The following is a 15299-nucleotide window of genomic DNA, read 5'->3' on the forward strand; positions in this document are numbered from 1 at the left end:
CTACTCCCTGCCGTCCACATGGTCGGTCCCGGTGAAACCGCGCGAGGCGAGCAGCACCACGAGGAAGAGCGCCGTCATGGCAAAGCCGATGACGATGGCGGTCAGCACCAGCGCTTGTGGAATGGGGTCGGTGTGCGTCAAGAGCCCGCCGGTGCCGCCCGGCTCCAGCAACGGCGGCGCGTTCACCCTGAGACGTCCCATGCCGAAAATGAAGAGATTGACGGCATAGGACAGGAGCGAGAGGCCAATGATCACCTGATAGGTGCGTGGCCGGAACAACAGCCAGACGCCGGAAGCGGTCAGCACGCCGATGGCCGCGGAGAGCACGAGTTCCATCAGGTGCTCTCCTTCGCAGCGGCTCTCGCAGCCCTGATGAGCTGGGCGCGCGGTGCGCGTACCGACTGGTGGGCGAGCGCGATCAGGATCAGCACGGTGGCGCCGAGCACCAGCGAGAAGACGCCGAGATCGAACAAGATTGCGCTCGCCAGCGGGATCTTGCCGATGATCGGCAGCGATGCGTACTGGGCGTGCGAGGTGAGGAACGGATAGCCGAACAGCCATGAACCAAGACCTGTCGCCGTCGCAATGACAAGGCCGATCGCCATCCAGCGCAGCGGGTGGATGCGCAGCCGTTCCTCGACCCAGCGCGTGCCGCCGGCCATGTATTGCAGAATGAAGCCGATCGACATGGCGATGCCGGCCGCAAAACCGCCGCCCGGCAGATCATGGCCACGGAAGAACAGGAAGGCCGCAAGCATGCCGATGACGGGGAACATCCAGCGCATGATGACCGACGGCACGAGCAGATATTCGGCGATGCTGTCGCCCGACTTGCGGTGCGGATGCTCGTCGTCGAAGGCGTTCTGCACGCGCTGCTGTTCGGGCGTTTCCAGGCTCTCGGTCGCCGGGCGGAAGCGCAAAAGCAGCGCAAACACCGTCAGTGCGACGATGCACAGCACGGCGATCTCGCCGAGCGTGTCGAAGCCGCGGAAGTCGACAAGGATGACGTTGACGACATTGGTGCCGCCGCCTTCGCTATAGGCGCGCTCGAGGAAATAACTCGAAATCGTCTCCGGCATCTCGCGGCTCATCATCGTGTAGGAGACGACCATCATGCCGATGCCGGCAAACAGGGCGAAAGCCAGATCGCGCAGGCGGCGCAGGCGCACGGACATCGTCATCATTTCCGGATCGTCGGGGTCCTCGATCCGCTTCGGCAGCCAGCGCAGGCCGAGCAGGATCAGAACCGTGGTGACGATCTCGACGAGCAGCTGCGTCACCGCGAGATCAGGCGCCGAAAGCCAGACGAAGGTGATGCAGGTGACAAGCCCCGCGCCGCCAAGCAGCACGAGGGCCGCCAGCCGGTGGAATTTCGCCTGATAGGCAGCGCCGACGGCGCAGATGATGCCGATCACCCAGATCAGCGCAAAGCCCGGATCGATGCCGCGCAGAACGATCGCCGCTGGTTTGAAACCTTGCGTCAAAAGCGTGGTTGAGCCAGCGAGCAAAGCAACGGCAACGAGGATGCGCATCTGCGGCTGCAGGCGGCGCGTGCCTGCCCGCATCTCGATCGACCGCGCCCATTTCCACGACAGCGTGACGAGCACGCGCTCGAAAATGCGCTGGCCTTGGAGACGACGGAAGAAGGGTGGACCCTCGATGCTGGTGGCGAGGTAGGACTTCATGATCAGGAACAGGCCGACGCCGCCGACAAGCGCGATCACGCTCATAAGCAACGGCACGTTCCAGCCATGCCAGACCGCGAGGCTGTAGACCGGAGTTGCGTCACCGAGCACCGATTTGACGGCCGTATGCAGGAACGGGCCGATGGTCCAGGAGGGGATGATACCGACGACGAGGCAGGCGAGCACCAGAAATTCGATCGGCGCGCGCATCCAGCGCGGCGGTTCGTGCGGTATCTTCGGCAGGTCGTGCGGCGGCGGGCCGAAGAAGACGCCGTGGATGAAACGCAGCGAGTAAGTCACGGCAAACATGCTCGCCAATGTCGCGACATAGGGCGTCATCGTGTCGAGAAGGTTGTATTTGTGGGTTTCGATCGCTTCGGCGAAAAACATTTCCTTCGACAGGAAGCCATTGAGCAACGGCACGCCGGCCATCGCGGCACTGGCAACCATGGCGAGCGTCGCCGTAAACGGCATGTATCGGAACAGGCCGCTCAGCCGGCGCATGTCGCGCGTACCGGTTTCATGGTCGATGATCCCCGCCGCCATGAACAGCGAGGCCTTGAAGGTTGCGTGGTTCATCGTATGGAAGATCGCGGCAACCGCAGCCAAGGGGCTGCCGAGGCTGAGCAGCACGGTGATCAGGCCAAGATGGCTGATCGTCGAATAGGCGAGCAGGCCCTTCATGTCCTGCTGGAAGATCGCGAAATAGGCCCCGAGCAACAGCGTGCTCAGCCCTGCCAGACCGACGATCCAGAACCAGGCATCGGTGCCTGCCATGACCGGCCATAGCCGGGTGAGCAGGAAGATGCCGGCCTTCACCAGCGTTGCGGAGTGAAGATAGGCCGAGACTGGCGTTGGTGCGGCCATGGCATGCGGCAGCCAGAAATGGAACGGGAACTGCGCGCTCTTGGTCAGCACGCCGAGCAGGATGAGGATCAGCACGGTCGTGTAGAGCGGATCGGCGCGGATCACATCACCCGAGGAGAGGACGGCATCGAGATCGTAGCTGCCGGCAATATGGCCGATCAGCAGCAGCCCGACGAACATGCAAAGGCCGCCGGTGCCGGTGATGGTCAGCGCCATGCGGGCACCTTCGCGGGCATGGGCATTGTGGTGCCAGTAGCCGATCAGCAGGAAGGAGCCGATGCTGGTCAGCTCCCAGAAGATCGCCAGCAGAATGAGATTTCCGGAAAGGACGAGGCCGAGCATCGCACCCATGAAGGCGAGAAACAGCGAAAAGAAGCGCGGCACCGGATCGCTTGTCGACATGTAGTAGCGGGCGTAGACGACCACGAGCAGACCGATCGCCGTCACCAGGATGACGAACATCCAGGCAAAACCATCCATGCGCAGGGTGAAATTCAACCCGAGTTCCGGCAGCCAGTTCACGTCGTAGCGAAGGATCCTGCCGGACGCGACGATGGGATAGAGGCCGGCCGCCGTCGCAAGGCAAAGGAAGGCAACGCCTCCCGAAAGCCAGGCGGCGGGCGTACCCTTGTTGGCCGGAATGCAGATTGCAGCGAGGCTTCCCGCGAAAGGTGCGAGGACGAGGACCAGAAGCAGTGTTTCCGCGATCTCGATGTGCCCGTTTCCTTAACGTTTTCCAACTGGGAAGACCGCAAGGGGTCTGCGAAGGCCTTGGCATCTGGGCGCGAGAATTGCGCCCGAAGCGCACCGGGAAACGGCGCAAAGGCATTGTGTTTTTATGTCTGCTTTCCACCCTGATGCCAACCCGCCGCCGTGATAAAAATGGCAGAACCTGCTCGACCGCGTCTTCGTGTCGATCAGGCGCGCCGGCAGCTTGTGCCCGGTGCCGGCCTCGGCCTTGCCATCTCGCGCGAGATCATCGAAAACCACGGCGGCACGATCACCATAGTCAACCGTAGGGAAGGCGGCCTCCTGTAGACCGTTCGCTTGCCGCTGTGTACGCCTGGCAGGACTGAGGTACGTCGTGCCGACCACCCCTCGGCGTTTCCGATTGTTTCAAGTGCTGCGAGGACGGCGCTGCGGACCCATCGATGCTGCAAACGAAAAACGCGGCCGATCGAAATCAGCCGCGCTCGTCATTTTCATGTCTGCCCCGTCAGTAAGCTGCGGACGTTTTGGTCTCGCTGACCTTGCTGTCCGGCGGTTCGATCGCCGAGCCGCCGCCGATGGCGACGTTCAGGGAAACATAGCTGTTGGCCAGGTTGCGGATGCTGGCTGCGAGCGAGACACGCGACGCGGCGAGCGAGCGTTCCGCATCGAGTACGTCGAGCAGCGATGTTGCGCCGCCCTTGTAGCTCTCGCGTGCCAGTCCCAGCGCCCTCTCGGAGGAATCGACGACCTTGCGCAGTGCTGCAACGGTCTGGTAGCTATTGCGCAGCCCGACCAACGCGTTCTCGACCTCCTCGATACCGGTCAAGACCGTCTGCTTCCAGGCGAGATACTGCTGTTGAGCGGCGGATTTGGCGATATCGACATTGGCCCTCAGCCGGCCGCCGTTGAAGATCGGCAGGTTGAGGCTCGGACCGAAGGACCAACTGGTGAGACCGCCGCTGGCAGCGGAAGCAACGATGCGCGACCCATCGATTGAACCGCTCAACGTGAGGCTCGGATAGAGCTGGGCTTCCGCGACGCCGATCGATGCCGTGGCGGCCGCTAGCTGGCGTTCTGCCCGGCGGATGTCCGGCCGATTGCGAACCAGGTCGGCGGGAACGCCGATCTTGGTGTCATAGCGCGGCCAAGGTTGCGCCGAACCCTTGCGCAGGCCGGCGGTCACGGATGTCGCCGGCAGACCGAGCAGGGTGGCGATATGGTTTGCTGACTGATTGAAGCCCGTCTGATAGCCGGGCAGTTCGGCAAGTGTCGTGTTGACGAGACCTTCGGCCTGAACCACGTCCAGGCTTGACGCGGCACCCGCCGCCTTGATGTCTTCCGTGAGCTTCAGGGTCTCGCGCCGCGAAGTGAGGCTCTGCTGCTGCAGTGCGTAGGCTTCCTGGTTATAGCGCGCCTCGATGTAGGTGGTGGCCAGGTCGGACAGGTAGGCGAGGCGGGCCACATTGACGTCATCGTAGGCGGCGTCGAGCGAAGCATTCGCCGATTCCTTGGTGCGGCGATACTGGCCGAACAAATCGATCAGCCAGGAAGCATCAGCGCCGACGGAGAGCGTTTTGGTCTCGCTGTGATCATCTGAGCCACTGTTTCGGCGGAAAGAGCCATCCTGACCTTCGACGGTGCCGGATCCGCCTGCATTAATTTGCGGCAGACCGCCAGCGCCGGCAACGATGACGTTGGCACGGGATTCGACGATTCGTTCCAGCGACTGCTGGACATCGAGGTTTTCGCCCATGCCCTGGGCGACCAGGCTGTTCAGTTTCTTGTCGCGGAAGGCTTCCCACCAGGGGTTCAGCGTTACATCGGCTTGCTTGTGGCCGCCTTGCGAGAATTTTGCCGGAAGTGCCGCGTCAGGAGCTTTGTAATCGGGGCCGACGACGCAGCCGGAAAGAAGAAGAAGGCTCAAGGGAAAGAGCACTTTTACTGTTTTCATCTGGATCCCCATCCGGCCCGTCCCGAGCCGGTAACAAACGATTCACTTTGTCCGTCTTTAACATTTTCCGCGCCGCTGGCGAGGGAACAATTGCAAACATGGGGTGTAAAATGGCCATCCCCAGAGGCAGGTGTTTCCCAAGTGCCACGGCTTGGTCATTGCGCTTGGGATTTCAAGGGGTACGAAGAAAATTCCCCGGCAGGCGTTCCCAACCCGCGGTTTGGCCAGCGAGCTGCCCGAATCACCAGACACAGCGTGACCCACAAAGGTTACCCAAGTCTGAAATTTTTCGATGCGCTATTGCCCCGCCCGGTCGCGGTCGCGCACGCCTTGAGGCTGAGGTTGCATGAGCAGCCTGGGTCCGGCAATCATTGCCGATGACGGCTCAAGCTGCTCGCTCATGACATCGATCGTGGGCCGCGCCGTGCCTGCCCGATCAGGAGGAGATCAGACCCAGAGCTCGCCGCTGCCGAACTGCTCGCCGTCCTGGAAATTGGGTGCCGATGAGGGTGGCCGGAATCACGCCGCGAGCCACCGCCGTTCGCGCGCAAAACTTGCAAGGTCATTGGCGCTCATTGGCCGGGCAAAGGCATAGCCTTGCAGGCCATGACAGCCCAGATCCCTGAGGATGCGGGCATGCTCTATCGTTTCGACCCCTTCGGCGATGACCTCGATGCCGAGCGACGTGCCGATATCGATGATGGAGGCGACGAGCTGGCGCTGTTTCGCGGAGGTGAGGATCGGGATGACCAGCTGCCGGTCGATCTTCAGGCGGCGCGGAGTCAGCTTCAACAGGCTGACGATCGAGGCATAGCCGGTGCCGAAGTCGTCGATTTCGATGTCGATGCCGAGGTTTTTGATCTGCTCGATATTGGACAGAACCGTCATGTCGTTCTCGTCGAACGAAATCGATTCCAGCAATTCGAACGAGACTTTACCCTTTGGAATAGTCAGCTGGCTGAGGCGGTCGACCAGTTTTTCGTCATGCAGCCGGTGATAGGAGAGGTTGACTGATACCTTTGGAATATCGATGCCGCTCGCTTCCCAGCGGCGTGACTGGAAGAGGGCCTGTTCGAAAATCCTATGGTCGATCTCCGAGAGGACGTTGATGTTTTCCGCCGCCTTGAGAAAAGCGTGCGGCGCCAGCAGTCCCTTGGTCGGGTGGTCCCATCGCGCCAGCGCTTCGACGCCGATGATATTCAGGCCGACAGGACAGAACTGCGGTTGGAAGTAGGCGATGAACTCGTTTTGTTCGAGCCCCCGCAGGATTTCGTCCGCGGTCTGCTTGGTGGCGAAAACCGCCGTCTTCAGGGAATGGGTGAAAACTTCGTATCGGTTTCGGCCGCGGCGCTTTGCTTCGTAGAGCGCAATGTCGGCGTTGACCAGCACGTGGGTCAATGCCTCTTCCCGTCTCGCCTGGTAAGCGATGCCGATGCTCACACCGATGCGGCAGTCCTGCTCCTTGTATTTGACCGGCACGCTCATGGCATCGATGATGCGCTGCGCGAGAGCGAGGTGCTGGCCCTCGACACCGCCATTGCGGGAAATGATCACGAACTCGTCCCCGCCGATCCGGCCGACGAAATCGTCGTCGCCGGTGTTGTCACGCAGGATTTGCGCGGCGTGCCGCAGGATTTCATCGCCGGCCGCATGGCCGAGGGTGTCGTTGATTTCCTTGAAGCGATCGAGATCGATGTGAAAAATGCTGGCAAGGTCCCGCGTCGCGGTGCTGGAACGCCGATCGGCCAGAATCTCGTCGAGATAGCGCCGGTTCGGCAAGCCGGTCAGCGGATCGTGCAGGGCATTGAATTCCATGCGATGCCGGGCAGCTTCCAGTTCGGCGCTGTGTGCCTCGGCCTGTCCCTTGGCCGCTTCGAGCCGCTCGCTGTTCTCGACATCGGCCGTCACGTCCCAGTTGACGCCGACGATTTTTTCCCTGCCGCCGGCGCCGGTATAGATCGAGCCGACTGTGCGGATATGTCGTATCAGGTTACCGGGCAGGCGAATGCGGAACTGCGAGACATAGTTTTCACCATGGAGAAGCGCGTCGCTGAATTCCTTTTCGGCCCTCTGCAGGTCGTCCGGGTGCAGCGCATCGCGCCAATCCTCGTAGACCTCGCGCACGTTTTTGCCCAGGCCGTAGAGTTCCTTCATCCGGTCGTCCCACAGGAGTTTGCCGGAAGAAATGTCGAGTTCCCAAATGCCGATCTGCGAGGCGTCGAGCGCAATCTTCAGGCGGTGCGACAACTCCTGGAGCTGGTCCTTGTTGTGCTCCAGCACCCGGATGTTGCGCTGTCGCTCCTGCATCAGGCGACCGGTGACGAACATTGGCACGACGATGAAGAGACCACCGAGCACGACGAGGCTTCGGATCAGCCATGCGTTCGGCGGCGTGTCGACCCAGCCGCCCTTGGGCGCGGCGCTGATCACCCAGGAGCCGCCGGGCAGGAAGACGTTGACTTCGACCGGGTTGGCGTCTTTGACGGCGTTATTGCCATAAAACGACGCCCCCTCTTTCCCCAGCCCGTCGCGCCCCGAGATTGCGATGTCGAGGTCCAGCGCTTGCGAACGAAGGCCGCTGTCCTGGTAGAGCCGATCGACGTCGATGACCGCTGAGACGATGCCCCAAAAGCGGTTGGACGCGCCGCCCACGGAAAGGGAGACCGGGAAGCGGCCGATCAGGCCATTGCCGCCCTGGATAAGCTCGAGTGGGCCGGCCAGCACCATCTTGCCGGAGGATTGAACCCGCATCGCTGCGGCACGCTGGTTCTTGTTCTTGCGGTAGTCGAGCCCCAGGACCTTCTCGTTTCCCTTCATCGGATAGACGAGGGAGACGATGAGATTTGGCGCTGCCACGACGTTGCGCAGGCGCGAGCGCTCGTTGAAAAGGTTGCGTGCCAGCTCGGAGAACCGCTTCTGGTTCATCCCGGGCTCTGTTGCAATCGTCGCGATCAGGCCGCGGACGAGCTGGATATCGCCGTTGATGTTGGCTTCAAGCCGCGAGCGGATCGGGCTAAGTTGAGCAGCAACGGCAGCGCGGGCCCTGGCGGCGTGCACCGCGCGGTTTTGCTGCTCGGCAAATATCCCCGCTGTAACCACGATCATGAGAGCAATATAGGTCGGCAGATAGTTCGGTTTGAAAAACCGAACTATCTGCGATGTTCTGAACACAGTCGACATTCTCGAAAACACGCAAGCCCCAAAGCCGTTCGTTTCATCGCCAGCAATTGGGCCGCAGTGTCGCAAAGCCGTCTTAACAATATGTGCGCAAAGGCTGAATTTCAGACGGCGCGCTTACTTGGATTTTTTCTTCTCCGGCAGTTTCTTACGATCTGTTTCGGCCGGTTCCTTGAGTTCCTTTTCCGACATGGATTTTTCCATGCCCTTGGAAGCACCCTTGAGCTCGGATTTCTTCATGTCGCCGCGTTTGGCGGCGAGGGCTGCGCCGGCCGCCTTCTGCTGGGCTTGGGATTTTGCAGGCATCGTCCTTCTCCTTTGGTGAGATGCTGCCTCATTAACCATCGCCCTCTAAATTGGTTCCCTGATCTCCTCCAGATCGGTTCCCGGCTTGCCGATCATGGCGAGCAGCGTTTCGAGGCGGTCCGCCTCCCGCGGCAACTTATCCGTTCGAAGTCTGGAAATGCGCGGGAAGCGCATGGCGACACCGGATTTGTGCCGGGTGGAAAAGTTGATGCCCTCGAAGGCAACCTCGACCACGAAACCATGGTCCGGTTCGGCCCGGATCGAGCGAACCGGGCCGAACCTTTCTACGGTATTGTTACGCACATAGCGGTCGAGGACCTCCAGCTCCGCGTCGGTAAAGCCGAAATAGGCCTTGCCCACCGGCACCAACACATCCTTGCCGTCGCTTTCCGTCCAGACGCCGAAGGTGAAGTCGGAGTAGTAGCTCGACCGCTTACCGTGCCCTCGTTGCGCATACATCAGCACGGCATCGATATTATAAGGCTCGCGTTTCCATTTGAACCATGGCCCCTTCGACCGGCCGGAGGTGTAGGGGGAATCCAGGCGCTTCAGCATGATGCCTTCGATGACAGGATCAGGCGGATCGGCGCGCAGCTGGTCAAGTTCCTCCCAGCTCGAAAAAGGGACGAGCGGCGAGAGATCGAACCGGGAGGGTGCTGCCTTGTCGATGAGCGCGGAAAGCTCGGCCCGCCGCGTCAGGAAACTTTCCTGCCGGATATCGCGCCTGCCGGTAAACAAGAGGTCGTAGCCGCGGATGAAGGCGGGATATTCCTCGAGCATCTTGCGGCTCACGGTCTTTCTGTTCAGCCGTTGCTGCAGTTCGGAGAAGGTCCGGGTGGCGCGATTGGTGCGCATCGTGCCACCGACCAGCAGCTCGCCATCGATGATACCCTCGAAATCAGCCTCCTCCAGGATGTCCGGGAAAGCATGGGAAATATCGTCGCCGCTGCGCGAATAGAGCCGCCGCGTTCCAGCCAGGTTGGCAAGCTGCACACGGATGCCGTCCCATTTCCACTCGGCAGCGAAGTCCTTCGGATCGAGTGATGCAAGATCGCTGTCGCCAACCGGTGTTGCCAGCATGACGGCGTGGAAGACGGCCGGCATGTCGAGTTCCGGCTTGTCCGCCTTGCCGTCGAGCCAGCGAAACAGTGACGTATACGGCGGCGAGAGGCCATGCCACAGCGTCTCGATCTCGGTGATATCGACTTTGCCCATGTCGGCAAGTGCCTGCTTGACGAGCCGTGCCGAAACGCCGATCCGCAAGCCGCCGGTGATGAGCTTGAGGAGGGAGAAGCGGCTCGACCCGTCGAGTTGATCGAGCAGGGTGCGGACGACGCCGTGCACATTGGCGCGTCCGGCCATTTCAAGCTGATGCACGACGGCGCCGAGCGAAAGGTCCTGTGGCGCGGTCTCGCCGCCGGATTGTCTCTCCCAGACCAGCGAGATCGTTTCGGCGAGGTCGCCGATATAGTCATAGGAATAGCGGAACAGGACTTCATCCATACGCTCCAGCACCAGTTGCCTGAGGACGTTCGGCTTGACGGCCTTGAGTGTCAGAGTGCCGGCGATGGCGGCCAGCGCATAACCGCGATCGGGATCCGGGTTGTCACGAAAATAGTCCGCCATCAGCTTGATCTTGGCGTTGCGTTGCGGGGTGAGGACCAGGCGGTCGAGCAGGTCGGCGAAGGCGCGCATCGGCTATTCCCCCTCGTCGTCATAGCCGACGAGATGCAGCGGCCGGGCGGCGATGCCCTGCAATTCGCACCAGCGCACAAGGGCCTCCTCGCGGCCATGCGTCACCCAGACCTGGCCTGGATTGATCTCGCGAATGGTGCCGGTCAGTTCCGGCCAGTCGCAGTGATCCGAAATGATCATCGGCAGTTCGACGCCGCGCTGCTTGGCCCGCTGGCGCACCAGCATCCAGCCGGAGGCGAAGATTGCGACGGGATCGGGAAAGCGCCTCGCCCATCTGTCGGCAAAGGCGGCAGGCGGGCCGATGACGACCGCTCCGGCGAAGGATTGCTTGTCCTCTACGTCGAGGGTCGCCGGGCGAATGTCGCCGAGGTCTATGCCTCGTTCCTCGTAGTAATCGCAGAGCCTGGCCAGCGCGCCATGGATGAAGATCGGCTCGTCGTAGCCTGCTTCCCGCAGAAGGGCGATGATCCTTTGCGCCTTGCCGAGTGCATACGCGCCAACCAGATGGGCGCGCTCGGGGAACTGCCGCAGCGAAGTGATGAGCTTGGCGACCTCACCGCGGTCGTCGGGATGGTGGAAGACCGGCAGACCGAATGTCGCCTCGGTGATGAATACATCGCAGGGTACCGGCTCGAAGGCGAGACAGGTCGGGTCGCGCCGCCGCTTGTAGTCGCCGGAAACGACGATGCGGGTACCATTGGCTTCCACCGCGATCTGCGCCGAGCCGAGGACATGGCCGGCCGGGTGAAAGCTGGCCGTGACGTCGCCGATCATGGTCCGGGCGCCGAGCACGGCTTCCTCGGATTGGCTGCAGAAGGCATCGCCATAGCGGATGCGCATGATGTCCAGCGTTTCGCGTGTCGCCAGCACATGGGTATGACCGGCGCGGGCATGATCCGCATGGCCATGGGTGATCAGCGCCTTTTCGACGGGTTGGACGGGGTCGATATAGAAGCCGCCCTTCTCGCAATAGAGACCCTTGGGCGTCGGATAAAGCAGCGTTTCCGGTTTCATGGAAACGAAGATAGCTGGCAATCCATCGGCTGCCAGCCATCAACCTGGATTTTTGTGATGTTATGCTGCCGGGTTCAATGCCAGCGTCTCGGAGATCAGGTCCAGCACCGCATCCGCGTCGATCCCGACGCAGACGTTCTGGCTCGGCAGATTGTCCCAGGCGCTCGGCGGAAACAGATGGTCGTCGGCCTTCTGGATCGTCTGGCCATCGGCGATGCCGCCGCAGACAACACGGATCGCACCGCTGCGTAGCGTGAAGAGATGCGGGGCGACGACATAGACGCAGGCGCAGCTGTCATGGATCACCATGCCGTCCTCGACGTGCTGCTCGTAAAAATCGATGTAGAATTGCGAGATGTCGGATAGCAGCTTCGCCCGTTCGCCGCCGGTTGCGACGATCGCCGCGAGACGCGCGCGCGTCATCACCGTCTCCTCGGTGACGTCGAGCCCGACGACGACGACCGGCCAGGGAGCCGTCATCACCGCATCGGCGGCTTCCGGGTCGCCGTGAATATTGGCTTCGGCGGCAGGCGTGATGTTGCCGCGCATGTCGAAAGCGCCGCCCATGATGACGACTTCCTTGACGAGCACGGCAATGTCCGGATCGTCGCGCAGCGCCAATGCCAGATTGGTCATCCGGCCGACGGCGACGAGCGTCACTTCGCCGGGATTGGCGCGCACGGTCTCGATGATGAAGCGATGGGCCGGCAGGGGATGACAGGGAAGGTCGACGACATCCGGGGCGCCGATATTGCCAAGACCATCATGGCCGTGGATGCCGGTCGGCCAGTCGACATGCGGGCGCGACGGATTAAGTGTTTCGCCAAGGCCTCTGGCGACGGGGGCGGGGATGTGCCACTGCTGCTTCAGATACAGCGCGTTGCGCGTCGTCGTCTCGACCGAGGCATTGCCGAACACGGATGTGATGCCGATCAGGTCGATCTCGGGGTGATTGTGCAGGAAAAGCAGCGCCATCGCGTCGTCGACGCCGGGGTCCGTATCAAAAATTACCTTGTGCATGATGCTTTCTTTATCTTTGTCTTGAATGCTCTGGGCTGTCGCGACTGAAACCGGCATGGCCGTCAAAAGTCAACCGCGAGACGCCACGCTACTGCAATTCCTTAAAGCGTCCTTTGCGCGTCTGAATAGATGCGCGGCGCTGTAGGCGTCATTGGAAGCGCTGGATGCTGAAGGGGGTGAGGTCCGGCGTTTCTCCGGAGTTCAGGAGCTCGGCGATCTTCCGGCCGGTAATGGCCGAAAGCGTCAGGCCGAGATGGCCGTGGCCGAAGGCGAGCGCGATGCGCGGATCGTTCGGGCAAAGGCTGATGACGGGCACTGAATCCGGCGTCGAGGGCCGGCGGCCCATCCATTCCGTTCCACCGGTTTCCGGCAGGCTCGGAACGTAGCGCCGCATCTTCTGGCGCATGGCAGCAGCCCGGGCGAAATTGGCCGGCGCATCCGGCTTGGCCAGCTCCACCGCTCCGCCGACACGAAGCGCGTTTTGGAGGGGCGTGGCGACGAAACCGTGTTCGGCGAAAAATACGGGCAGGTCCAGCGTCACCTGCGGGTTGGTGAAGGTGGTGTTGTAGCCGCGCTCGGTCTCGAGCAGGACCCTCAGGCCAAGCCCGCGCACCAGCGTGCGCGACCAGACGCCGGCCGATATCACCACCTTGTCGAAGGTCGCGGGCGTTTGTCCCCTGGCGAAGAAGGTGACGCCGCCGGCCTCCTGCCGAACGCTCTCCACCTCCGCATCGACAAGCGTGGCGCGTTCGCGGACATAGGCCTGGAGATGCCTCAGCAGGGCGAGCGGATCGAGGAAAGTCTGGTAGCCGGCGGAAAAGACGCCGCCGGCGAAGTTGCCTTCCAGCGCCGCTACTCGGGCCCGGGCCTGTCTGGCATCGAGCTTCTCGACCGTGTGTCCAAGCAGCGCTGCGTTCTCGCGTCCGCGGCGAAAGGCATCGTCAACTGCCTTTTCGCTGTCGAAGATCGTTAGCGCGCCGGTCGGCTTGATGTGCCCGGACAGGCCGGTCACGCGCGCAAGGTCTTCGTGCGCGCCAAGAGCCTGACGCATCAGCCCCAGCAGGGCAGCGCGCGAGCGCTCCACCTTGGCCGGCGTAGCGGCCATGAGGAGATTGACCAGCCAGGGCGTCAGCGCCGGCAGGTCCTGCCAGCGCAGGGTGAGCGGCCCGAGTGGATCGAGCAGCCATTTTGGGGCCGAGAGGATCATGTCGGGACGCGCCAGCGGATCAATTTCCGGCACGGCGAGAATGCCGGCATTGCCGACCGAGGCGGGCAGGCCGTCGATGTCCTTTTCGAACACCGTGACGTCGTGGCCCCGTTCGATCAGGTGAACGGCGGTGGCGCATCCGATGATGCCTGCCCCTGCGATGCCAATGCGTGCCATGTTCTGCCCCGAGCCTACCTGCTGCCTCCGCCTGTCTTCGCCCGCCCTCTGGTTTCGATCAAGCCGTCTCCTCCAATTTTCACTGCAATTTCCCTGTTCCGCTAGGAACAGCGTGCAACCCTGGCTTTTGAGAGGATCGGTTTCAGAAGAGGGGATTGGCCTCTCTTGGACAATCGAAGGAGAAACGGCATGCGCAAGATTATACCTTTCGTCCTCATCCTGGCCACTGCCATGGGCTCGATCGCCGTTCAGGAAGCCGCGGCGAAGGGCGGCGACAATGGCCGGGGCGGGCGCGGCGGCGGCGAAAGCATGGGGTCACGCGAACACGTCTTCACGCACTATCAGAGCCCGAACAAGCGTCACCGGAAGGTTCTTTGCACCGTCAACGGAACCTCCGGGATGGTCTACGATCAGGACCTGCGCGGCTGGCGCCGCGTGCCGAGTTGCAGTGGCCGCTACTTTTTCGACTGACAGTCCGGTTCGATCACCTGTCTCCGCGGCGGCTGCCATGATGGCGGCCGCCGCGAAAACATCTTTATTCCGTTCGTGGCCGCCAAGGTCGGCAGCGTTTAAACTTCCGAAACGTCACCCGCGTAGACTGCCGTCTCGTTTCACAATGGTTGGAGTTGAGCGAATGACGGAGCGGCGCGCGTGAAGTCGGTCTTCAAGAAGATACGCCCCCCACGGAAGGTCATGTTCGTCATCGCCGGCGCGTTGGTCCTGTCCGGCGCATCGGGCGCGTTTGCCGTCTATTCCGGCAAGGACGCGCTCCTGGGTCTCGGCAAGGAAAAAGCCCCTTCGCTCTCGGGCCTCGCCTGCACCACCGTCGAGACCCTGAAAATACGGCGCAACGGCCAGCGCTGGATCCGCAAATTTGTGAGCACGGAAACGGCTGGCGGTGTGGACCGGGTGCGCACGGCGTTGCGGATCGCGGGCCTGCTCGCCAAGGAAGAAAAGGCCGACCTCTACCAGGTCGTCGTTCTGGACCAGGCCGGACCGCGGGATCGCGCCGGGCGCCGTGGACCCGCCATCGGTGCGGAAGTGCTGTTCGCGCCCGAGCCGACCGGAATGCCGGGCATGAGCACACCATTTGTTGCGCGCTACAATGACGGCAAGGCGAATACTGTCGGCCTGTTCTATGGCCGCGACGTCGCTCTCTCGACCGACGATATCAAGAGCACGATGACGGCGATGGACGACAAGTCCGATTGCTTCGATCCGGTCGCCGCTGCCGCTGCGGCCGCGGCAGGAGCCGCCGGATCGGCATCGGGTGCGCATGGCGAAGAGGCTGCGGGTGACGATGGCGAGGCTGCTGCACCGGCGCATGGCCAAGAGCCGATACCCGAGCACGGCGAAGTGAAGGTGGAACAGAAGGATTTCTTCGGCTCCATGATGGCGATGGTTTGGGGCGAAAGCACAGAGCCAGCCGCGGATGCGCCCGTCGATCATGCCATCGAAAAGGTTGAAGGCGAAGCAGCCGGCCACTAAC

At 62.2% G+C, this 15299-nt stretch carries 11 protein-coding genes and 1 pseudogene; 3 read left to right on the forward strand and 9 right to left on the reverse strand.

The window, feature by feature from the left end; all coding sequences use genetic code 11:
- Together ACSQ2Z_RS03770 and ACSQ2Z_RS03775 are read right to left on the reverse strand one after the other, a co-directional pair.
- Entirely contained in the window at positions 1-336 is a 336-nt protein-coding gene (locus ACSQ2Z_RS03770; protein WP_436079976.1) for a Na+/H+ antiporter subunit C, read from the reverse strand.
- Entirely contained in the window at positions 336-3248 is a 2913-nt protein-coding gene (locus ACSQ2Z_RS03775; RefSeq protein WP_436082970.1) for a monovalent cation/H+ antiporter subunit A, read from the reverse strand. Before ACSQ2Z_RS03775 ends, ACSQ2Z_RS03770 begins: the two co-directional genes overlap by 1 nt.
- A 213-nt stretch (positions 3249-3461) precedes the next feature.
- On the opposite strand from ACSQ2Z_RS03775, the pseudogene ACSQ2Z_RS03780 reads away from it, so the two are divergent.
- Positions 3462-3590 (forward strand): annotated as a pseudogene (locus tag ACSQ2Z_RS03780) (ATP-binding protein); the annotation flags it as partial.
- A 178-nt stretch (positions 3591-3768) separates the two neighbouring features.
- Here ACSQ2Z_RS03780 and ACSQ2Z_RS03785 read toward each other — a convergent pair.
- From ACSQ2Z_RS03785 to ACSQ2Z_RS03815, 7 genes are all read right to left on the reverse strand, one after another.
- Positions 3769-5214 (reverse strand): efflux transporter outer membrane subunit, encoded by a 1446-nt coding sequence (locus ACSQ2Z_RS03785; RefSeq protein ID WP_436079977.1) that lies wholly within the window; start codon positions 5212-5214, stop codon positions 3769-3771.
- Between the two features lie 519 nt (positions 5215-5733).
- On the reverse strand, positions 5734-8319 hold the full coding sequence (locus tag ACSQ2Z_RS03790; RefSeq protein ID WP_436082971.1) for a bifunctional diguanylate cyclase/phosphodiesterase: 2586 nt from the start codon (positions 8317-8319) through the stop codon (positions 5734-5736).
- 189 nt (positions 8320-8508) lie between these two features.
- Positions 8509-8697, reverse strand: a complete 189-nt coding sequence (locus tag ACSQ2Z_RS03795; RefSeq protein WP_436079978.1) for a DUF3008 family protein — start codon at positions 8695-8697, stop codon at positions 8509-8511.
- A 45-nt stretch (positions 8698-8742) separates the two neighbouring features.
- A complete protein-coding gene (locus tag ACSQ2Z_RS03800; RefSeq protein WP_436079979.1) occupies positions 8743-10392 on the reverse strand; it encodes a cisplatin damage response ATP-dependent DNA ligase in 1650 nt (549 codons plus the stop codon).
- A gap of 3 nt (positions 10393-10395) precedes the next feature.
- On the reverse strand, positions 10396-11406 hold the full coding sequence (locus tag ACSQ2Z_RS03805; protein WP_436082972.1) for a ligase-associated DNA damage response exonuclease: 1011 nt from the start codon (positions 11404-11406) through the stop codon (positions 10396-10398).
- A gap of 60 nt (positions 11407-11466) precedes the next feature.
- Positions 11467-12426 carry a nucleoside hydrolase gene (locus tag ACSQ2Z_RS03810; RefSeq protein ID WP_436079980.1) on the reverse strand — a complete coding sequence of 320 codons (960 nt, stop codon included), beginning with the start codon at positions 12424-12426 and terminating at the stop codon, positions 11467-11469.
- A gap of 148 nt (positions 12427-12574) precedes the next feature.
- Positions 12575-13810, reverse strand: a complete 1236-nt coding sequence (locus tag ACSQ2Z_RS03815; protein ID WP_436079981.1) for an NAD(P)/FAD-dependent oxidoreductase — start codon at positions 13808-13810, stop codon at positions 12575-12577.
- A gap of 189 nt (positions 13811-13999) precedes the next feature.
- On the opposite strand from ACSQ2Z_RS03815, the gene ACSQ2Z_RS03820 reads away from it, so the two are divergent.
- Both ACSQ2Z_RS03820 and ACSQ2Z_RS03825 read left to right on the forward strand, forming a co-directional pair.
- The gene (locus ACSQ2Z_RS03820; protein ID WP_436079982.1) at positions 14000-14281 is read left to right on the forward strand and encodes a hypothetical protein; all 282 of its coding nucleotides are present in this window, start codon (positions 14000-14002) and stop codon (positions 14279-14281) included.
- A gap of 180 nt (positions 14282-14461) precedes the next feature.
- Entirely contained in the window at positions 14462-15298 is an 837-nt protein-coding gene (locus tag ACSQ2Z_RS03825) for a hypothetical protein (RefSeq protein ID WP_436079983.1), read from the forward strand.
- Position 15299 lies beyond the last annotated feature (1 nt).

Source organism: Pararhizobium sp. LjRoot235 (assembly GCF_964254145.1).
Lineage (GTDB): Bacteria > Pseudomonadota > Alphaproteobacteria > Rhizobiales > Rhizobiaceae > Pararhizobium.